General features: G+C 50.8%; 19 protein-coding genes. 14 read left to right on the top strand and 5 right to left on the bottom strand.

What is annotated here, in order from left to right; translation table 11 throughout:
- Positions 1-31 precede the first annotated feature (31 nt).
- A complete protein-coding gene (locus MKQ68_RS14945; RefSeq protein ID WP_264279825.1) occupies positions 32-277 on the top strand; it encodes a hypothetical protein in 246 nt (81 codons plus the stop codon).
- Positions 278-1,051: 774 nt separating this feature from the next.
- On the opposite strand, the gene MKQ68_RS14940 is transcribed toward MKQ68_RS14945, so the two are convergent.
- Positions 1,052-2,194 carry a hypothetical protein gene (locus MKQ68_RS14940; RefSeq protein WP_264279824.1) on the bottom strand — a complete coding sequence of 381 codons (1,143 nt, stop codon included), beginning with the start codon at positions 2,192-2,194 and terminating at the stop codon, positions 1,052-1,054.
- 1 nt (position 2,195) lies between these two features.
- Positions 2,196-2,885: an LA_2272 family surface repeat-containing protein gene (locus tag MKQ68_RS14935; RefSeq protein WP_244839502.1), complete on the bottom strand. Its 690-nt coding sequence runs from the start codon at positions 2,883-2,885 to the stop codon at positions 2,196-2,198.
- Between the two features lie 94 nt (positions 2,886-2,979).
- On the opposite strand from MKQ68_RS14935, the gene MKQ68_RS14930 reads away from it, so the two are divergent.
- From MKQ68_RS14930 to MKQ68_RS14905, 6 genes are all read left to right on the top strand, one after another.
- A complete protein-coding gene (locus MKQ68_RS14930) occupies positions 2,980-3,774 on the top strand; it encodes a DUF5995 family protein (RefSeq protein WP_264279823.1) in 795 nt (264 codons plus the stop codon).
- 15 nt (positions 3,775-3,789) lie between these two features.
- The gene (locus MKQ68_RS14925; protein ID WP_264279822.1) at positions 3,790-4,440 is read left to right on the top strand and encodes a Crp/Fnr family transcriptional regulator; all 651 of its coding nucleotides are present in this window, start codon (positions 3,790-3,792) and stop codon (positions 4,438-4,440) included.
- A gap of 67 nt (positions 4,441-4,507) precedes the next feature.
- The gene (locus MKQ68_RS14920) at positions 4,508-5,386 is read left to right on the top strand and encodes a pirin family protein (protein ID WP_264279821.1); all 879 of its coding nucleotides are present in this window, start codon (positions 4,508-4,510) and stop codon (positions 5,384-5,386) included.
- Positions 5,387-5,395: 9 nt separating this feature from the next.
- Complete coding sequence (locus MKQ68_RS14915; RefSeq protein ID WP_244839498.1) at positions 5,396-5,698, top strand: response regulator; 303 nt, start codon at positions 5,396-5,398, stop codon at positions 5,696-5,698.
- 177 nt (positions 5,699-5,875) lie between these two features.
- Entirely contained in the window at positions 5,876-6,079 is a 204-nt protein-coding gene (locus MKQ68_RS14910; RefSeq protein WP_244839497.1) for a hypothetical protein, read from the top strand.
- Positions 6,080-6,122: 43 nt separating this feature from the next.
- Positions 6,123-6,743, top strand: coding sequence for a hypothetical protein (locus MKQ68_RS14905; protein ID WP_264279820.1), 621 nt, complete (start codon positions 6,123-6,125; stop codon positions 6,741-6,743).
- A 6-nt stretch (positions 6,744-6,749) separates the two neighbouring features.
- Here the strand turns inward: MKQ68_RS14905 and MKQ68_RS14900 are convergent, their stop codons facing one another.
- Positions 6,750-8,633: a gamma-glutamyltransferase family protein gene (locus tag MKQ68_RS14900; RefSeq protein ID WP_264279819.1), complete on the bottom strand. Its 1,884-nt coding sequence runs from the start codon at positions 8,631-8,633 to the stop codon at positions 6,750-6,752.
- 289 nt (positions 8,634-8,922) lie between these two features.
- Here MKQ68_RS14900 and MKQ68_RS14895 point away from each other — a divergent pair, with 289 nt between their 5' ends.
- Positions 8,923-9,798 carry a hypothetical protein gene (locus tag MKQ68_RS14895; protein WP_244839495.1) on the top strand — a complete coding sequence of 292 codons (876 nt, stop codon included), beginning with the start codon at positions 8,923-8,925 and terminating at the stop codon, positions 9,796-9,798.
- A 2-nt stretch (positions 9,799-9,800) separates the two neighbouring features.
- Here MKQ68_RS14895 and MKQ68_RS14890 read toward each other — a convergent pair whose 3' ends face one another.
- Positions 9,801-11,360: a class I SAM-dependent methyltransferase gene (locus MKQ68_RS14890; RefSeq protein ID WP_264279818.1), complete on the bottom strand. Its 1,560-nt coding sequence runs from the start codon at positions 11,358-11,360 to the stop codon at positions 9,801-9,803.
- A 56-nt stretch (positions 11,361-11,416) separates the two neighbouring features.
- Between MKQ68_RS14890 and MKQ68_RS14885 the strand changes: the two genes are divergently transcribed.
- From MKQ68_RS14885 to MKQ68_RS14870, 4 genes are all read left to right on the top strand, one after another.
- Complete coding sequence (locus tag MKQ68_RS14885; protein ID WP_244839491.1) at positions 11,417-12,109, top strand: NUDIX hydrolase; 693 nt, start codon at positions 11,417-11,419, stop codon at positions 12,107-12,109.
- A gap of 255 nt (positions 12,110-12,364) precedes the next feature.
- The gene (locus MKQ68_RS14880) at positions 12,365-13,255 is read left to right on the top strand and encodes an NUDIX domain-containing protein (protein ID WP_244839490.1); all 891 of its coding nucleotides are present in this window, start codon (positions 12,365-12,367) and stop codon (positions 13,253-13,255) included.
- An 11-nt stretch (positions 13,256-13,266) separates the two neighbouring features.
- Positions 13,267-14,676, top strand: coding sequence for a nicotinate phosphoribosyltransferase (locus tag MKQ68_RS14875; RefSeq protein WP_264279817.1), 1,410 nt, complete (start codon positions 13,267-13,269; stop codon positions 14,674-14,676).
- 30 nt (positions 14,677-14,706) lie between these two features.
- Positions 14,707-14,922 (top strand): hypothetical protein, encoded by a 216-nt coding sequence (locus tag MKQ68_RS14870; RefSeq protein ID WP_244839486.1) that lies wholly within the window; start codon positions 14,707-14,709, stop codon positions 14,920-14,922.
- Here MKQ68_RS14870 and MKQ68_RS14865 read toward each other — a convergent pair.
- Positions 14,919-15,185 carry a SemiSWEET family sugar transporter gene (locus tag MKQ68_RS14865; protein ID WP_264279816.1) on the bottom strand — a complete coding sequence of 89 codons (267 nt, stop codon included), beginning with the start codon at positions 15,183-15,185 and terminating at the stop codon, positions 14,919-14,921. The genes MKQ68_RS14870 and MKQ68_RS14865 overlap by 4 nt on opposite strands.
- A gap of 296 nt (positions 15,186-15,481) precedes the next feature.
- On the opposite strand from MKQ68_RS14865, the gene MKQ68_RS14860 reads away from it, so the two are divergent.
- Together MKQ68_RS14860 and MKQ68_RS14855 are read left to right on the top strand one after the other, a co-directional pair.
- Positions 15,482-17,743, top strand: coding sequence for a GH92 family glycosyl hydrolase (locus tag MKQ68_RS14860; RefSeq protein WP_264279815.1), 2,262 nt, complete (start codon positions 15,482-15,484; stop codon positions 17,741-17,743).
- Positions 17,744-17,790: 47 nt separating this feature from the next.
- Complete coding sequence (locus MKQ68_RS14855; protein WP_244839482.1) at positions 17,791-18,279, top strand: DUF4240 domain-containing protein; 489 nt, start codon at positions 17,791-17,793, stop codon at positions 18,277-18,279.
- The last annotated feature ends 60 nt before the right edge of the window (positions 18,280-18,339 follow it).

Below are 18,339 nucleotides of genomic sequence, written 5' to 3'. Positions count from 1 at the left end.
GTAGACCTCCTCCACTGCTGTATTTCCCGGCATGTCGAGCGCAGTCACCACCATCCGGCTTATCTGCGTGGAAGTGTTTATCGTGTACGTCCATTCGGAAGACTTCCGTCGTTTCGTCTTGCCCCTGTCTGCCACCACGGCATTGCCCGATTCGAGCAGGCTGCCGTCTGCATCGTACAACGCGACAGACACATTCGCTACCCACACATTATCAATCGCCTTTACGAAGATATGCTGCCCGGCAACGGCGATCTCCAGTATCTCCGGCACCCCGTAGAAGTCCTTCACCGCCATGTTCTGCACATTGCATCCCTTCAGACGTAGCTGGTGGTAGGTGTTGTAAAGCGTTTCGTCCTTTAGTACCACATTGGCAAACAGGTTCGCCGTACTAAATTCCCTGCGTGCCCTTGCCTGCGCAGGCGTGCCGTTGCCCGGCCGCTTCCTGGGAGCCCTGCTCACGCAGGTGTCGCCGTTGCGCTGGCTGTACACCAGGTCGCCAATCTTGCCGCTGGCGCCGGACATGAATGCGTTAAACTCTTTCATCTTCATAAGCTGTTGTTTTGGGCGGGTTAGATGGCAAAAATTATGCCGTTTTAGCAGTGTTAATTATTTCATTAACAAATGGTTATATAAGTGTGTTGCTAACGTTTTAAATGTGTTAAAGCCTCTGACAAACGCAGCGGCTGTTACGTGGATACAAGTCGTCCCGCCCATGGAAACGGCCATCCTTGCCCGATCCTCCCAACATCCTTTCCACATCCCTGCTAAAAAGTGCTGCGCCCTGCATACGTAAAACATCCTGTTTACGGGCATCTTCGAAGGATACAGCCACGTAACAGCAAGCCAGGATGGAGCCAGGCCCTTTCGACGCCCTTTCGGGGCCCTTTGCGCATTGTTTTTTTGAATCTTATTGACTACAATTTTACCAGTCTCAACTATTAGAGCAATCTGATATGGTATCATACTGCGGGGAGGAGTTTGCGTGCCGAACAATTTCAGTCGCCCCATAAGGTTAGACCATCGCCTGCAATCTGCGGAGAGAAGGTGCGCACTACTCTGCTTCCTTAACACCTTTCAGCTGCCAGTTAATAATCGGCAACCCACGTTTCGCGTTGCGGTTCCACAGGCCGATCTGCAAACCGCGATGGTCGAAGCTTTTGTTGAACAGTCCCAGTTGAAAGCCGCGTGTTTTGAACGCGCGGTTCACAAGGGCGATGGCGGTGCCTTTCTGAATGTAACTCCAATTCACGATCGGGCTGATCGTCAGGCCGTGTATCTCATCAGCGGAAGTAATCGTCGCACTTAGGTTGATGCCGTAAATACGCCGCGGGCCACCGTTTAACAGGGATACGTTGAAGCCGTAAATTTTTGATTCCCATTTATACTGACCCTCTTCTACATACTTTTCGAAGGTGTCGGTTTCGTCGGGATCTACGGAGAGGTAGGGCCATACGAAAAGTCCGACGAGCACGAGCGGCTGTAGTTCTATGTTTACGCCGCGGGTTACGAGGGAGTCACGTACTTTATACTTTTTGTTCTTGCGGTTGCGCGTCCAAAAGCCGAAGGAGAGGCCGTTGATTTCTTCGCGTTTACCGGGGGTGAAACCGAATACATTTCTTTTACGATAGATCGTGTCACGCAAAGAGGGATCCGGGGTGAGGCTATACTCCCGGATAGAGATGCCGTGCGGAACGAAGCTCGTGTCGATGCCACTACGGGTAAGGCGGGGCAGGGCTTCGTATTCGATCCTGTTCCCGTCTTTGTCCCAGGTGTAGGCGGCGCGACCGGGAATGTAGTTGCTGCCGGTATCTTTCACAAACCTGAAGTCATAGAATTTCAGCAACTGCGGACTTACCTGCAACGCCGGTTGCAACGAAAGCAGTTCTACCTCGCGGTAATGTACAGACACGGTATCCGGGTAACGCCCTGCGGGCGCGTGGATCACGAAGCGCAGGGTGTCGGGTACTACGTCTATCAGCTCGGCGTTACGCATGTAGGTAGGGCCTTTGAGGGTAACGCCATAGACTACATGACGATACAGATAAAAGCCTGTCTTCGCAAAGGTGCTCATATCGGGGCGTTGTACAATCTCCCTGCCCTGTTGGTATATGAGTACTTTCCAGGTGCTGTCTGTGTTTGCGTTGGTAATGATCGAAAAAAGTGTGAGTAGCAGGATAAGGGTGATGCGTAACATGTTATTGGTTCCGTTTGTCTTTAGTGAATTGCCAGTTGATAAAAGGCAGGCTACGTTTGCTGTTCTTGTTCCATAAGCCGAATTGTAATCCGCGCAGATCGCCGCTGACGTTGAATAGTCCGGCTTGTATGCCGCGGCTCTTCGTGGCCCTGTTAACTACAGCGATCATTAGTCCGTTTTGTATGTCGGATGCGTTCATCAGCGTGCCGAAAGAAATACCGTTCATGCGGGTGCCGAAGGTCATACCAGCGATGTTGAGGCCATTGATCTGCCGTTCCTCGTCCATGTTGCAGGCGGAGATGTTGATGCCGTAAATCTTTTGTGTCCATTTACCTAACTGGATGTTCGCGATGTGGCCGGTATCGCGGCGATTAAACACGCCGGTGAACATGCGTACCATCGCGAAAGGCATCACGGCGAGGCCGAGTGGTGGTACTTCTACATTGATACCGCGTACAACGAGACTATCACGCAGATCGTACTTTTTGTTCTTGATGTTCTTCGCTTCCAGGCCAATGGCCAGGCCGTTGATCTCCTCTACTTTCGCAGGTGTATACCAGGCGGGAAAACGTTTACGATAGATGGTATCGTGCTGTTTACGATCGGCCACGAATGGGTGCGTACTGTCCTGCCGGGCGCTGAGGCCTGCGTATAACAGGATGAAAAACAGTGTAGCCGTAAGGCGAGGCATAGGTAGTGGGTTTATGGACACGGAAATATAGCCCTTTTTTACAGAATAACGTGTAATATTGCGCCATATTCCATCACCCCAAAATACCCTGCTCATGAAGCCGGCCACCACCATCGACGAGGTTATTCTCCAATTAGAAGCATTGATAGAAGATTGCATGCGGCGTAAGGACCGCCTGGGCTATTTTGCGGCCCTTTACCACAAAGTAACCGTGCGCGTGAAAGAAGGCATTCTGAATAACGAGTTCGAAGACGGCGCCCGCATGGAACGCCTCGACGTATTCTTCGCCAACCGCTACCTGGAGGCCGTTCACCAGCAACGCGCCAAACAAAAGGCCAGCGGCCCATGGGAAGTATCGTTCGTAGCCGCCCGTAAGTGGCGCGTCGTGATCCTGCAGCAACTCCTGTTAGGCATGAACGCCCACATCAACTACGACCTGGGCATCGCTTCGGTAGACTGCTCCGGCACCAACGACATACAAGGTCTGCATAAAGACTTTCTCGCCATCAACAACATCATCGGTTCCCTGACATACGACGTGACCAACCGCATCAGTCGCCTGTCCCCGTTCCTCTCCCTGATGGGCCTGCACGCCGCGAACGGACAGTCAGTACTCATCCAGTTCAGCATCGGCAACGCCCGCGATGGCGCCTGGAGTTTTGCAGAGGAATTGTATGGCAAACAAGGTGCTACGCGTGCTGCGTGTATGGCCGCCCGTGACCAGAGCATTTCTAAACTGGCGACGGCGTTGAAAAGTCCGAAGGGATTGATACGTTTTACGACGTTTGTGATATGGTTGTTTGAGCGGAAGAATCCGAGAAAGGTGATAGAGGCGTTGTATACCTACAGGAAGCAGTATTTAACGACGAAGGAGGGGAAGCTGGAGTAGGTTGTTGCCGTTGAAGTGAGTGACACAACGGCGGCTGAGGAGTGTGCTGCTGCCGGTTACAAAGGAAATCAATATATTTACCTCCGCATGTTCACCACCATCAATCAATACATCCAACAATTCTCCGCCTTTACGCCGGACGAAGTAGCGTTGTTTAACAGCCTGTTAGAACATCGCACCGTGCCGAAAAAGACGTTCCTGTTGCAGGAAGGGGAGGTGTGTCGTTTCGAAGGCTTTATCAATAAAGGCTGCATCCGCAGTTATTATGTGGATGAACAGGGGGCGGAGATTACGTTGCAGTTTGCGATCGAGAATTGGTGGGTGAGCGACATTGCCAGTTTTCACGAACAGCAGCCCAGCCGGTTGTTTATCGAAACGTTGGAAGATAGTGAGCTGCTGATGCTGAATCCCGATACGAAAGAGCAGCTGTTACAACAGGTGCCGCGCTTCGAGCGCATGTTCAGGCTGATGGTGCAACGCAACCTGTCGCGGCTGCAACAACGTTTGTTCCAGACCATCGCCACCACCGCCGAACAGAAGTACCTCGACTTCCTGGAACGTTATCCCACCATTCCACAGCGTGCGCCGCAGCACCAGATCGCCTCGTTTTTGGGGTTTTCGCCGGAGTTCCTGAGTAAAGTACGCACGCGGCTCGCCAAAAAATAATTTCTTGAACTAGTTCAATGCCCGGGTTATACAGCATAGGTACATTTGTTGTATAAACACCACCGCTATGGAAAGAAAAGATTTTATCAGGAAAGGATTGCTGGGCACCGGCATGTTCGTAGCTAATGCGGCCATGGGCAACGTGATCAAGAACGATGTGGACGAACTGAAAGCGCTGGACGTGATGGGTTTTAATCACCTGCCAAATACCAACTCCGCCATCCTGCCCAATATGGTATTACATAAAGCAGAAACCCGCGGCCACGCCAATCACGGCTGGCTCGATAGTCATCATACTTTCAGTTTTGCAAATTACTATAACCCCGAACGTATGCACTTCGGCGTACTGCGCGTGCTGAACGACGACTGGGTATCGGCAGGCATGGGCTTCGACCGGCATCCGCACGATAATATGGAGATCATCTCCATCCCGCTGGAAGGCGACCTGGAACATAAAGACAGCATGGGTAACGTGGCCGTGATCAAACACGGAGATATACAGGTGATGAGTGCAGGAACGGGCATTTTTCACAGTGAGTACAACAAAAATAAAAACAAGGCAACCCGCTTTTTGCAGATATGGCTGTTCCCGAATAAAAAGAATATCACGCCGCGTTACGATCAGCTTACGCTCAACGTAGCCGACAGGCATAATAAATTACAACAGATCTTATCCCCCAGTAAAGACGATGCCGGCGTATGGATCCACCAGGATGCCTGGTTCCACATGGGCCGCTTCGATAAAGGCATCAGCACCGACTATAAAGTGCGCAAAGCAGGCAACGGCGTATACGTATTCGTGTTAAGCGGCGACGTAACCGTCGATAACACCCCCCTGCATCGCCGCGACGGACTAGGTATCTGGAATAAATCATCTTTACACATCACGGCTAATTCTGAAGATGCAGAAGTATTACTGATGGACGTGCCGATGATGATGAGTTAAAACATTTTTATGATCAGGACAAACATATTATACATCGGCCGCAACCCCGAAATACTGGAAACCGTTGTGCGTTTACTCAACAAACGCGAAGAATGGAACGGCGTAGGGGTGCAGGACGACAAAGAAGCGATGGCATTGTTCAACGGCACACCGTTCGATTTAGTGCTGTTTGGTCCGGGCATTAGTGCGGACGAGGAAGCGGCGTTGTGCGAATACTTTGTGGCTAAGAGGTCGCAGGTGAAGCTGGTGCAGCATTATGGCGGCGGGAGTGGGTTGTTGTTGAGTGAGGTGATGATGGCATTACAGGGGTGATATAGTGAGGTGTCATGATAGGAGTGGCTGGCCGGAGGGCCGGCCGCTTTGTTTTAGGGGGAGACGGTGTTTTTTATGTATATAGTTTTTTGCCAAATGTTTACACATCTTTCGCCGTGGTTTAAAATACTGTACCGGGTACAGTATTTATAGGAAAAGAATTTGTATTTTTGCTTTATGACCGACACATCATATAAAAGACTAAAAGCCGCGCTTGTTCAACAAAGGCGTGACGTTACTGCTTCCAAAAAAGCGGCAAGTCGTTTTATTGATGATCTGGGATTAAGAGATATAATGGTAGCCCCCAAGTCTCCTGAAAAATCCTCCACTGGAAAAAGCGCAGCGAGCAAATCCACTGCTAAAAAAGCTGCTGGCAAATAAGTTCTGAAAGATTTACTTAATATTGCGTCATCATTGTTTATGTATGGCCTCAGCTGACTTTATCTATTCTTCAGATCCCGGTCTGACAATTGGTTTTCACGGTTGTTCTCAGAAGTTGCGGGATGATGTTGTTACCGGAAAAACGTTTTTACACCAAAGTAATAATCCCTGGGATTGGTTGGGAGATGGAATTTACTTCTGGCAAAATAACTACGATCGGGCGTTACACTATGCTAATAATCCTTCTCCCAACGTTAGGATTGATCATCCGTCCGTCATTGGTGCAGTATTTAGTTTGGGTAATTGTCTGGACCTTACGGACAAAAAGTATATAGACCTGCTAAAATATTCATACGAAACATTAGACCAAACTGCGAAAGCAGAGGGTACTGAATTGCCCTCAAATGTAAATCCAAAAGGTCTTGAGAAATCTAATGACAAAATAATAAGGCGATTGGATTGTGCGGTAATAAAAAACATTCACAAGCAATTAAAGAAGTTGGGTGAGCCTCCATTTGATTCTGTAAGAGGCGTATTTTTTGAAGGGGATGAGTTATATAAAGGTGCAGGGTTTCTTGATAAGACGCATATACAGATTTGCATAAGGAACCCTAATATGATTAAGGGGTATTTTGTTCCCAGGAGAGTGGTTAAGTGGCCGTAGTCTTTATCACCACCCGATCCCATAATCCTCCCCGTGATTACTACTCCCACCCCAAAGGCTCCCATGCTTCCAATCAAAATAAATCGCATTAACCGGCCCGCTCGTACGCTCGCTGAAGCTGAGCGAATATCCCATGCCCTTCAGCGTCTGCCGGGCTTTATCAGGTGTGTTGCTGTTCAATAAGAGGCTTCCCGCACGTGGCTGCCTGTCCTTCAATGCTGTGCCGCCCAATGACAACCAAAGCTGGTTGCTGTTGATGTTGGCGGCTTCCGTGGCTTGTTGCACCGTCATCCCGAACTCGGTTACGTTGAGGAAGAACTGCAGGAGGTTCTGATCCTGTGTGTCGCCGCCCTGCACGGCAAAGGAGAGGTAGGGTTTGCCGTCTTTCAACGCCATGGAAGGGGTGAGCGTTACACGTGGGCGTTTGCCGGGGGCGATGACGTTGAATGGACTGAGCACCGAATCAAGTACAAAACTCTGTGCCCGCTGGCTCATGCCAATGCCGGTACGACCAGCTATGCAGGCGGGTATCCAGCCACCGCTGGGGGTGATGGATACGACCCAGCCTTCTTTGTCGGCTGCTTCTACGCTCGTGGTGCCACGCCAGAGACGGTCTTGATAGGCATCGTTCATCGCGGTGACGGCATCATGCTTGGGCACGAAGCGTTCTGGTTCTTTGTTGGAGGTGTCGCCCAGGCTTTCGCGTATTTTAAGTAACGACAGCAGTGGGTTCTTTTTCCCTTCGAAGGGATATGGATCGCCGGGTTGGCTATTGGCTTTATTGTAAGATGCGTTGATTTCTCTGGCTCTTGATTTTGCGTATTCTTTGCTCAATAAGCCTTTGATCGGGATGTTTTTCGAGAAGGCGGGGTCGCCATAGTAAAAATCACGATCGGCGAACGTGAGGTTCATGGTTTGGTAGAGTGTGTGAATATACTCGGGCGAGTTGTAACCCATGCTTTTGAGGTCGAAGTTCTCCAGGATGTTCAGGCTTTGCAGGAGCATGGGGCCTTGCGTCCAGGGTTGGAGTTTGTATACTTCGATGCCTTTGTAGTTAACGTGCAGGGGCTCTTCCTCGACTGGCTTCCATTTAGCGAGGTCGTTCATGGTAATAAGGCCGCCCTGTTCCTGGCAGCCGCGCACGAACTCCTGTGCGATGTCACCTTTATAGAAGCGGTCGTATGCTGCCATGATCGCTTCCTTGCGGGATTTCCTATTCTTCAGGGCTGTTTGTTCTGCTTCGACCATTTTGGTGAGCATCGCTAACAGATCTTTCTGTACGAAGATCTCGCCTGGCTCCGGGGCTTCTCGTTCTTCCCCGGGATGCGTAAGGAATACTGCTTTACTGTAAGGCCAGTCTTTGATCAGCTTTTTATTGCGCTCGATGCTGTTGGCCGTTTGTGCTTCTATCGGGTAGCCGGCAGCCATTTCCATAGCAGGTGAGAGTATCTCTTTCAGGCTCATAGTGCCATACTCCGCCAGCATGTGACAGATCCCGCCGGCCGTACCAGGCGTGACTGCCGCCAGTGGTCCGTACTCCGGGGGAAAGCTATAACCTTTACTTTTATAGAACGTCGGTGTAGCGCCGGTTGGCGCCACGCCCAGTGCGTTGATGGCGATTACCTTTTTTGTTTTTGGGTTGTAGATGAGTGCCTGCGTTTCTCCACCCCAACTGAGTACATCCCACATCGTGCAGGTAGCGGCTAACATGGCGCAAGCTGCATCTACCGCGTTGCCGCCTTTCTGGAAGATCATCGCTCCGGCCGTAGCGGCCATCGGTTTACCGGTAATGGCCATCCAGTTTTTACCGTGCAGTGGTGGCTTCTGCGTGGATTGAGCGGAGGTGTGTATGGTGACAAGCAGCAGGGCGAAGCGGAGGAGATGTTTCATGGTTAGATTGTTGGTTGAATGGTTTGTTAGAAATGAGCAGCGGGAATCAGGGCTTCCCGGTCTACATCGAGCCGCTCTACGAAGATGTCTTTCATCAGCTTTTCCGTCCCAGGTGAATACTTGCAGCAATGCCTCTGCCGGGTATTGTATGCCCAGCGACTGTTCTATCATGATTACCACGTCCGGGCGGTCTTCACCGTCCGTTTCATGCAATTGGAAAAGTTCTTCTTCAGCCATACCGGGTGATTGTCTTCCAAAAATACAGATTTCGATTACTTTTGCACTACCTATGAGCTTCGACCTCTATTTTTTTCGCCCCGCCGCTTCTGTCATTAGCGACCATGCCATCAATGCCTATCTTGATGCCAAAATCCCCGTGCCGCCCGAACAGGAGCCGGAGCAGGATGCCTGGCACTACGGTAACATGCATACGGGGGTGTATTTCAGTTTATACAGGAACGGGCCATCAGGGGTGGTAGGAGAGGATTACGTGGGGTTTGCTGATACCGGCATCAGCTTCAGTCTTAACTATATGCGGCCGGATTTCTTCGGCAAAGAGGCGTTCATTTTCGTACAGGAGATGACGGCTACGCTTGGGTTATACATTATCGATCCACAGGGTGGCGTGAATTACCCGGTGCCTGCAAACAGTACGCAGCTATTTGCGGAATGGCAGCGGGTGAACCGTGCCGGATGTATCGAACATTTCGACGCCTCGCTGATCACTTATATTCCGCCCGCAGTATCCGACGAAATATGGGCTTACAACGTGACGCGGCCTTTGTTGCAGCAGCAGTTGGGTAATGCCTATTATGTACCGCAGATCATGCTGTTTAAACAGGTGGCCACGCTCGAGCCGGTTCGCCTCTCTGCCTGGCTGGCGCCGGAGGCGTCGCTATTCCCGGAGGTAGATTATGTGATCGTACGTCGTCGTACCACGAACTGGCTGGGTAAGGTGAAGGAGGAGACGGGCATCATTGCTTACGGGCAGTTGATGCTGGTGCTGGGTGATTTGCTGGTACGTATATCCGGGACAGACACGCGGGCATTGTTGCCGCAGCATGCGAAGGATGCGGCGGCGTTAATGAAGCGGGTGCAGTTGGATACTTCGTTCGGTGAACGGATGGTGTTGGCGAATATGATGTACCTGTTTAACTACAAGTAGTCTCAGGCTTTTACGCCCATTAAAAACATGGTTGTTACGGGCCACTCCATTGGCTCCATGTCGGCATTGAACAGTGCTACTTTTCCTTTCCAGCGATGCGCTGCTATCCAGTCGTTTGTGAACGCTTTCGAGGCGGGATGAATGGAAAAACCGGCGGCTGTCATTTGTTGTTGCCATTCGTTAAAGTCCCAGTAGCAGAAGGTTTCGTGCATTTCGCTTTGCCAGTTGTCGGTGTAGTCTTTGCGGCTGAGAAACTCGGCAGCGTCGCGGAGGCGCATCACAAAGTGCTCGCCTTTACGGGTATAGGCTATAGGTTCGCGGAAGTCGCGGGCGAAGCGCAGGAAACGGGCCTGGGTGCTTAAGGTTTCGAGGTAGGCGGACAGGGTGTGACGATCGTCACATTCGCGGAAGGGATCGTCGTTGCTGCCGTCGGCGGCGTTCAGCCATACTTGTACTTGTTGCTCTTTATCGTATGGGCCTACCACATCTCGGTTGATCCAGATGCCGCCGGGGGCAAGTTCTTCATAACGGTTGCGAATGAACTTTTCCAGGTCGCCGGGGTGGCCGTAAGAGATAATCTCGTGGGTGAGCGAAGAGGTGTGAATGGTTTGCATCGAGTGTTTTTCGAACACGAGCCCGGTAACGGCGTTCTTCTTGGAGAAAAATACGAACGGGTTTTCGAACTCGCCGTTCAGCTTCCGTTGCTGGCAGATCTCGTACAAATAGCGGGATACTTCGATGCCATAGAAATCGGACTCCCGCAGCTTTTCTTCTTTGCCGGCCAGTTTGATCCATGAGCCTACGGCGCAACCTATGTCGCCGATGCGGCCGGGTTGTATATAGGCAGCCGTATCGCGAAATTTCATTTCGGCGATGTCGTCCATCTGTCTTACATACACGTTGTAGTCACGGGTTTCGGTGAGGTCGCCGTCGCTGCTGATCATGGTGTCGCGGAACAGGAGTTGTACCTTTTCGCCCTGGCGGTATTTGCGCCATATGTTGTACGCGGCGGGCAGCATATGTTGTACAACGAATGGTTCATTTTGCCAGTCGTCGCTATAAGCGATCTTCTCTACAATATCCCAGGGCATGGGTTGATGGTGTTTCCAGGTGGCTATGTCTTCCAGTTCGGCAGGCAGGATGCGGTATCCGAGGTCGGCATACATCTGCAATACCGGTGTAGAACAAATGACCACGGTGTTTTCGGGTGTCAGTTCGAACTGGAAATCGCTGTCATGCCGTAAGCGTTTGATCGTGTAGCTCGCGAAGTTCGGCAGCTCGCCCACATCGTCTATCCCATAACTGAACACCGGCACGCCCAGATCGTTTCCCATGGCTTCGATGGCCAGGGCGCGCAGGTAAAAGGGTAGTGGATTACGCCTGGTGCCGGAATGATTCGCGGAGGTTACGGCAAATATTACGGCTGTAACCGGGCTACTGTGCGGTAGGGTGTTGCCGAATGCGTCTGTTTGTCCGCCGAGGCCTTGCTGAACGATTTGTTGGAGGTAAGAGAACTGGAATTTCGTGAGTAACTGGTGTCTTCCGGGTATAAGCAGGTACATGATGCGTAGTCGGTTTAAAGTAAAGATAGCCAAGATTGTCATAAATTGCAGGTTGTATGACTGCTAAATCTTCTCCTATCAGGCTGGCTGTAGATGCCGTTGTATTTGGTTATTCCAAACAGGATGGCGTATCTGTATTGCTGATCCAGCGTAAGTATGCGCCGTTTAAAAATGCCTGGGCCATTCCTGGTGGCTTTGTGCTTCCCGGTGAAAGCCTGGAGCAGGCCGTGCATCGTGAACTGAAAGAAGAAACAGGCATTACCGTTAGTTACCTCGAACAGTTATACACCTTCGGTGAACCCGACCGCGACCCGCGCCAGCATGTGGTATCGGTCGCTTATTTCTGCCTGGTGAAGTCTTCTCAATACCAGGAGCTGAAGGCTTCTACAGATGCTGCTAATGCCCAATGGTTCCCTATCGATGAATTGCCTGAACTGGCATTCGATCACGCCCAAATACTAACCACCGCCATCGACCGGGTACGCCTCAAAGTACGCTACGAACCGATCGGTTTCGAACTGCTCGACCGCAAGTTCTCCTTCGCTGACCTCGAACATCTTTATATCAGCCTGCTCGGCCGCGACATCGACCGCCGCAACTTCTCCCGCAAAATGCTCGCCCTCGACATCCTCCAGGAGACAGACGAATTTGCGAAGGCGGAAGGGAAAGGCAGGCCCAGCAGGATATATAAGTTTAACAAGGCGAGCTACCTGAAACAGCGGAAGCAGGGGATCAATTTCGAGATATAGGTGTATTGTTCGCAAACGTGAAGATAAGAGCGGAAGTTTGCTTCCTTTCATTCGAAATAACGATTTGAAAGAGCACTCGTTACTATCTCCGTCTATGCGTTTGTCCTGACGTGGGGCTCTGTGCGGAAACTGCACACGAGGTTTGCTTCATTTCATTCGCAATGACGAAGCGTTAATAATTTATTTTGCGTTTTTATGACGCAATATTTGGCAGATACATTTCTCCGTACTATATTTGCGTGTAAACAACGCAAAATGAAAACCACAGGAGTCATCATCGCAAGGTTTCAAACACCTTATCTGCACGAAGGGCACACGTACCTGATCGACGAGATACGCGCGAAACATAACAAAGTGGTGGTATTACTCGGCGTTACACCCGTTAAGGGCAGCCGCCGGAATCCATTTGATTTCTATACCCGTGAAAAGTTATTAAAACATTACGCCGCCGAACTGGTGGTATTGCCACTGGCCGATCACCCTTCGGATGCGGTGTGGAGTCAGCAGCTGGATAGCCTGCTGGCCAGTGCTTTTCCGCAGGAGCGGTTTGTATTGTACGGCAGCCGTAATAGTTTTGCTCCCTATTATAGCGGACAATTGCCGGTGGAGCTGCTGCCGGAAGTTGGTACACATTCTGCCACAGCTATCCGCGATGTAAATGCAGATCGTGTGCTGGATTCCAACGACTTCAGGATGGGCATTAACTACGCCTATCAGAATGTATACCCGAAAGTTTATCCGACCGTAGATATTGCCGTGTTGAATAACGGAAAGGTGTTGCTCGGCAGGCGGCATAACGCTGCCCTCTGGCGTTTCCCGGGTGGCTTTACCGATCCGGCAGACGAGAGCTTTGAAGCAGCGGCGGAGCGGGAAATGCGGGAAGAGTGTGGCGAATTGGTAACAACAGCCATGGAGTATGTGGGATCTGTGAAAATTGACGACTGGCGTTACCGCAGTGAAGTGGATAAGATCATCACCAGTTTCTATAAAACGAATTATATCAGCGGGGAAGCAAAAGGAAGCGACGATATTGCCGAAGTGGCATGGTTCGGCCTGGATGCTTTACCGCAAATGCTACAGCAGGTAACACCAGAACATCGCCCATTGGTGAAAAAACTGCTGGCAAACCTCAACGTTGACTTATAAAATCAAAGACCATGAAAACGCAAGACAACCTCATTTTGTTATCCGACGCCTACAAGTACTCTCACCATAAACTGTACTATCCCGGTACAACGCGCATGTATTCCTACCTCGAAAGCCGCGGCGGTGAATTTGATAATACCGTGTTCTTCGGGCTGCAGTACTTCCTGAAAGCGTATCTCACGGGAAAAGTAATTACAAGAGAAAAGATCGATGCAGCGGAGAAGCTGCTGGTACAGGTGTTTGGCCGTAACGACGTATTCGAACGCAGTAAGTTCGATTACATTCTCGAAAAGTACGACGGCTATCTGCCGATCCGCATCAAGGCGGTGCCAGAAGGTACGGCGGTGCCTGTAAGCAATGTATTAATGACGATCGAAAATACCGATGACGAATGTTACTGGCTTCCCAACTTCCTGGAAACGCTGCTGCTGCAGGTCTGGTACCCGATTACAGTAGGTACGCTCAGCCGCGAAGTGCGCAGGGTGGTGGCAGAAGCTTTCCGGGAAACGGCGGATACGGACTTTATCGACTTCGTGCTGAACGACTTTGGTTTACGGGGCGCCAGTTCTATGGAGAGTGCGGGACTGGGTGGTGCGGCGCACCTGCTCAACTTCCAGGGTAGCGATAATATCGTTGGCTCTTTGCTCGCGCAGGAGTTCTATGGAACAGATAAGGTATACGGCCTTTCCATCCCTGCTACGGAACACTCTATCTGCACCCTGAAAGGGGAAGCCGGGGAGCTGGAAGTATTCAAACATGTGTTACGCACGTTCCCGACGGGTACGGTAGCTTGTGTATCTGACTCCTACGACATTTTCCGCGCCTGTGCCGAATACTGGGGGGGTGAGCTGAAAGAAATGGTACTGAGCCGCCAGGGTACACTCGTTATCCGCCCCGACAGCGGCGACCCGGTATTTACGCTGTTACGGGTGTTCGATATCCTGTTTGATAAGTTCGGGTATACGGTGAACGGCAAAGGTTACAAGGTACTTCCTTCCCAGGTGAGGGTGATACAGGGTGACGGGGTGAACATCCACAGCATTCGTGCGATCTACGATGCGCTGCGGGTAAACCGCATCAGTGCCGAAAACCTGGTATTGGGCATGGGTGGTGCGCTGCTCCAGAAAGTAGACCGCGATACACAGAAGTTCGCTTTCAAATGTTCTTTTGCAGAGGTAAACGGCGAAAATGTAGATGTGCGCAAAAATCCGACGGAGCTGAACGGTCACGGTCAACTGGTCAAATCCTTTAAACAATCCAAAGCCGGCCGCCTGAAGCTGGTGAAAGTGGACGGGCAGTTTCAGACTTTACGGGAAGAGGAGCAACCGGAGCTAGCAGATGAGCTGGTGACGGTGTTCGAGAACGGCGTGTTGCTCGTCGATCAAAAATATGAGACCATCAGGGAAAGGGCGGCGCTTTAGGCCGCCTTTTTTGCGGGCACAGCTTTTGATATGGACATCCTAAAAGCCATTATGGAAAAACGCGTCATCGGTATCATTCTCACTTTCCTGGGCATTGTAGGCCTTATTATGGCAGGTGTGAACTTTATGAACGGCGGGGAAGGAATGAGAAATATCAAATCCATCATCATCTACGGCGTCCTGGGCGCCATCTTTTTCTTTGCCGGTATCGGCTTAATCCGTAACACACGCGACCGGCCTTCCTAACGCCGGTTCTTGTATTTGATCGTAAAGATCAGCAGCAGTAAATCCAGCACAACAGAAAATGCATTGGTAACAATGATGGGATAATCTTCCTGCAGGATGCCGTACCAGGTCCAGGCGGTGACGCCGGTGAGTAGTATGGTAACCATGAAGTAGGAGATGTCATCTGCCTTTTTCTCTTTGATGATTTTGATAAGCTGTGGTAGTTGTGAAATGGCAGTACAAATCCCTGCGCCAATACCGATAAATGTGGTTAACTCTGCCATGCGATTTTAACATTTTGTTTTGCGAGATATTCAGAAATATTCGATAGCTTTAATTTCATTCACCAAAGAAAAGGAGGTATTCATGGAATCTACAGCATATTCATGGAAGCCTGCGGTTGGTATCGTCTAACCGGGCTTAGTCCATCAAAATATCTGGAGGCGCAGTAAGCGCCACACGCCATCCCGGTATACCGCGGATGGCTTTTTCTTTTGGTAAATCGTTCATCACAAAAAAGCATCGTTTACTGTTGGCGGATATTATCTTCCGCCCATAGCGTATAAACAAACAGTATTCCATGCATTTTACACGAATCGCTTTTCTTCTGCTGATAACGATCTGCGCCCGCGCGCAAAAGCCACTGGTCCAGTATGCAAGCACGCTGCAGGGCACTAATTCCGAGTTTGTGCTCAGTTACGGTAACACGCATCCAACCACATCACTACCTTTTGGTATGAACGCCTGGTCGCCGCAAACGGGTAAAAATGGCAACGGTTGGAAGTATCAATATAAAGCAAAAACCATCCGCGGTTTCCAACAAACGCACCAGTGCAGTCCCTGGTCGCTCGACTACGCGGTGTTCTCCCTCTTCCCTGAAACAGGCCGCCTGGTGGTGAATGAAGACGAGCGCGCATCTGCGTTTAGTCATGAGCAGGAGACGGCGCATCCGCATTATTACAAAGTCACGTTCGACAATAAGATCACTACAGAAATGTCGCCCACAGAACGGGGAGCGCATCTGCAATTTAAATTCCCTGCAGGGCAGGCAGCTTATATCGTGTTAGATGGATACGATAAAATGAGTGGCGTAAAGATCTCGCCCCAAACGCGCCAGATCACAGGCTGGGTGAATAATGGCCGCTACATCCCGAAAAACTTCCGCAACTATTTCGTGATCCAGTTTAACCAGCCGTTCGAGGTGTTCGGGACCTGGGATAATAAAAGCAACGAAACGCACGAAGGGCAGGCCGGGCAAGAGGGCAGGGGCGCCGGTGCTTACATTCGCTTCAAAAAGGGAGCGACAGTACAAGTGAAGGTCGCATCTTCCTATATCAGCGAAGCGCAGGCGCTGCGTACGTTACAGCAGGAGCTGAAGGGCGACTTTGCCTCCACAAAAAAAGCGGCAGAGGCAAGCTGGAACAAACTATTTAACCGCGTGCTGGTAGAAGGCGGCACAGAGGAAGAGAAAGCTACGTTCTATTCCTGCCTGTTCCGCGCCAACCTTTTCTCCCACCAGTTTTTCGAATATGACGAACAGGGGGAGCCTTATTATTACAGTCCGTATGACGGACAGGTGCATAACGGCTATATGTACACCGACAATGGCTTTTGGGATACTTTTCGCGCGCAGTTCCCGCTCAATACCATCTTACATCCGCAGATGGAAGGCCGTTATATGCAAGCTTTGCTGGATGCACAGCAGCAATGCGGCTGGTTCCCTTCCTGGTCGTTTCCCGGCGAGGGCGGCAGTATGGTGGGCAATCATGCCATCTCTTTACTAACCGATGCGTGGATGAAGGGGATACGTACGTTCGATCCGGAACAGGCGCTGAAGGCTTACTGGCATGAGGCGGCGAATAAAGGTCCGCATGGGCCGTCGAACGGTCGTGAAGGTTGGAAGGATTATTTCCAGTTAGGATATGTATCGTACCCTGGGCCATATGGTGCGGTGTCGGAAACATTGGAGTATGCGTACGACGACTTCTGCGCTTACCAGCTGGCGAAGGCGACGGGCAACAAATTTTACGAGCAGCTGTTCGCGAAGCAGATGTATAATTACCGCAACGTATACGATCCCGTTACCGGTTTTATGCGTGCCCGCAAGGCCGATGGTAGCTGGCATACACCGTTCGATCCGTTCGAATGGGGCGGCCCGTTCGTGGAAGGCAACGCCTGGCACTGGCTCTGGTCGGTGTTTCACGATACACAGGGATTGATTAACCTGGTAGGCGGCGAGGAGCGTTTCGCGGCGCGGCTCGATTCGGTGTTCTCGTTATCGGATTCCGTAAATGTAGGGTCCTACAAATCGATGATCCATGAAATGAAAGAAATGGTGGTGGCCGGTCTGGGACAGTACGCGCATGGCAACCAGCCGATTCAGCATATGATTTACCTGTACAATTACGCTCGTCAACCCTGGAAAGCACAGTACCATGTGCGGAACGTGATGGACAAAGTATACAGCGCCGGGCCGAATGGTTATCCGGGCGATGAAGACCAGGGCCAAACGTCTTCCTGGTATGTGCTGAGCGCCCTTGGATTTTATAGCGTGTGCCCGGGAACAGATCAGTACGTGATCGGCAGCCCGGTGTTTAGCAAGGCCACTATCACCCTGGAAAACGGTAAACAGTTTGTGGTGGAAGCGTTGAACAACAACCGCAAAAACGTGTACATCCAATCAGCTACGCTTAATGGGAAACCATACAGCAAACATTACATCACCCACAGCGATATTACCGCTGGCGGGCGGCTGGTGCTGCAAATGGGGCCTGAGCCTGCGAAAGGCCGTGGCATGGCGGAAACAGATAAACCGTTCTCTTTAAGTGCGCCCGGTTTTTGATCAGTTTAGCGAGAAATTATATCTTGCAGCCTATAGCAACAGAAATTATGGATCAAAAACAGTTTTGGCAGATCATTGAATCGGCCTGGGACGAGTACCCTCAAGCGAAGGCTTTACGTACCAAAGCACTGGAAGAAAACGATGTGGAAGACATTATCACCCTGGGTGATGAAGTGGCCGACAACATCGCTGACGCTTTAACAGAGAAACTGTATGAGCTTGACCGCGACGACCTGGCCAGCTTTATCCATCATATGGAAGAACGCCTGTACCACATTGACCGCCGCGACATCCAGGCCCGTACAGAAGGTAACGGAGAAGGATTTCTTTATTGCCGCTGCTTCATCGTAGGCATGGGCGAAGCGTATTACGACAAAGCAGACCAGGACCCTGAAATACTGTACTCCGACATAGAAGCGGAAGGCATCGGTTTTCTCGCTTACGGTGTTTACGCCGATAAATACGACGAAGACATCGAACGCAACTCACAGCATAACATCACCACGAAGTCTAACAAGGCCGGCTGGAAAAAATAAAACACTTCGAACAGCTTTGCTCTCCCGCAAAGCTGTTTTTCTTTCTGCTCCTATCATTAT

Source organism: Chitinophaga horti, from assembly GCF_022867795.2.
GTDB lineage: Bacteria > Bacteroidota > Bacteroidia > Chitinophagales > Chitinophagaceae > Chitinophaga > Chitinophaga horti.
This window is presented reverse-complemented; position numbering and strand designations above follow the sequence as displayed.

What these genes read in the sequence shown, in the direction of transcription:
- MKQ68_RS14945 (WP_264279825.1), top strand. Translation starts at nt 32, where the DNA reads ATGTCGAGCGCAGTCACCACCATCCGGCTTATCTGCGTGGAAGTGTTT.
- MKQ68_RS14940 (WP_264279824.1), bottom strand. Translation starts at nt 2,194, where the DNA reads ATGTTACGCATCACCCTTATCCTGCTACTCACACTTTTTTCGATCATT.
- MKQ68_RS14935 (WP_244839502.1), bottom strand. Translation starts at nt 2,885, where the DNA reads ATGCCTCGCCTTACGGCTACACTGTTTTTCATCCTGTTATACGCAGGC.
- MKQ68_RS14930 (WP_264279823.1), top strand. Translation starts at nt 2,980, where the DNA reads ATGAAGCCGGCCACCACCATCGACGAGGTTATTCTCCAATTAGAAGCA.
- MKQ68_RS14920 (WP_264279821.1), top strand. Translation starts at nt 4,508, where the DNA reads ATGGAAAGAAAAGATTTTATCAGGAAAGGATTGCTGGGCACCGGCATG.
- MKQ68_RS14915 (WP_244839498.1), top strand. Translation starts at nt 5,396, where the DNA reads ATGATCAGGACAAACATATTATACATCGGCCGCAACCCCGAAATACTG.
- MKQ68_RS14910 (WP_244839497.1), top strand. Translation starts at nt 5,876, where the DNA reads ATGACCGACACATCATATAAAAGACTAAAAGCCGCGCTTGTTCAACAA.
- MKQ68_RS14905 (WP_264279820.1), top strand. Translation starts at nt 6,123, where the DNA reads ATGGCCTCAGCTGACTTTATCTATTCTTCAGATCCCGGTCTGACAATT.
- MKQ68_RS14900 (WP_264279819.1), bottom strand. Translation starts at nt 8,633, where the DNA reads ATGAAACATCTCCTCCGCTTCGCCCTGCTGCTTGTCACCATACACACC.
- MKQ68_RS14895 (WP_244839495.1), top strand. Translation starts at nt 8,923, where the DNA reads ATGAGCTTCGACCTCTATTTTTTTCGCCCCGCCGCTTCTGTCATTAGC.
- MKQ68_RS14890 (WP_264279818.1), bottom strand. Translation starts at nt 11,360, where the DNA reads ATGTACCTGCTTATACCCGGAAGACACCAGTTACTCACGAAATTCCAG.
- MKQ68_RS14885 (WP_244839491.1), top strand. Translation starts at nt 11,417, where the DNA reads ATGACTGCTAAATCTTCTCCTATCAGGCTGGCTGTAGATGCCGTTGTA.
- MKQ68_RS14880 (WP_244839490.1), top strand. Translation starts at nt 12,365, where the DNA reads ATGAAAACCACAGGAGTCATCATCGCAAGGTTTCAAACACCTTATCTG.
- MKQ68_RS14875 (WP_264279817.1), top strand. Translation starts at nt 13,267, where the DNA reads ATGAAAACGCAAGACAACCTCATTTTGTTATCCGACGCCTACAAGTAC.
- MKQ68_RS14870 (WP_244839486.1), top strand. Translation starts at nt 14,707, where the DNA reads ATGGACATCCTAAAAGCCATTATGGAAAAACGCGTCATCGGTATCATT.
- MKQ68_RS14865 (WP_264279816.1), bottom strand. Translation starts at nt 15,185, where the DNA reads ATGGCAGAGTTAACCACATTTATCGGTATTGGCGCAGGGATTTGTACT.
- MKQ68_RS14860 (WP_264279815.1), top strand. Translation starts at nt 15,482, where the DNA reads ATGCATTTTACACGAATCGCTTTTCTTCTGCTGATAACGATCTGCGCC.
- MKQ68_RS14855 (WP_244839482.1), top strand. Translation starts at nt 17,791, where the DNA reads ATGGATCAAAAACAGTTTTGGCAGATCATTGAATCGGCCTGGGACGAG.